At 81.9% G+C, this 675-nt stretch carries 1 protein-coding gene; it reads right to left on the bottom strand.

All coding sequences use genetic code 11. The features are described 5' to 3' along the window. Positions 1–675, bottom strand: a 675-nt coding sequence (locus E2C05_RS33795) for a hypothetical protein (RefSeq protein WP_205083300.1), incomplete at both ends; no start/stop codon positions are given.

Raw genomic sequence — 675 nt, forward strand, 5'->3', positions numbered from 1 at the left:
GGCGGCGCCGGCAGGGCGAGGCCGGCGACCGCCGCCCGGCCGGGCTGCGGCCGCACCGGCGCCTCGACCACCAGCACCCCCGCCTCCAGCCGGGCCTGGCTCTCCTCCAGCCGCTGCCCGTCGAGGAAGAGCATGGGCGGCGGCACCGTATCGACGCCGCGCAGCCGCAGCCGCAGCCAGGCGCCGCGGCCCGGCAGGTCGCCCAGCAGCAGCCGCACCTGCCGCGCCCCGCCCAGTGGCAGCCCCGCCTCCCCGGCCGTCGCCGGCAGGTCGTGCAGCAGGGCCGCGGCCGCCAGGCGCAGCGGCGGCACCCGGTCCACGCCGGTCGCCAGCATGCCGAGGCTGGCGAGGTCCGGCTGGGCGATCCGGCCGCCGACCTGCCAGGCGCGCGTCCCGCCCAGCCCGGCCGCCAGGCCATGCGCGGCGCCCAGCAGCCGGTCGAACAGCCGGCCCAGCGCCGCTTCCGGCACCAGCAGGTCCCAGCGCTCGACCCGCGCGACATTGCCCAGCAGCAGCATCAGCCGGGCGCGGCCGCCGCCCGGCAGGGCCTGGCGGCGCTCCGCCGCGCCGGGTTCCAGCAGCAGCGTCGCCGCGGGCAGCAGGGGCTGCGCCGCCGGCGGCGGCGGCCCGTCCAGCACCAGCAGCAGCGGGCCGTCCGACGCCCCCGCCAGGGCG

The organism is Paracraurococcus ruber (assembly GCF_004353985.1).
Lineage (GTDB): Bacteria > Pseudomonadota > Alphaproteobacteria > Acetobacterales > Acetobacteraceae > Paracraurococcus > Paracraurococcus ruber.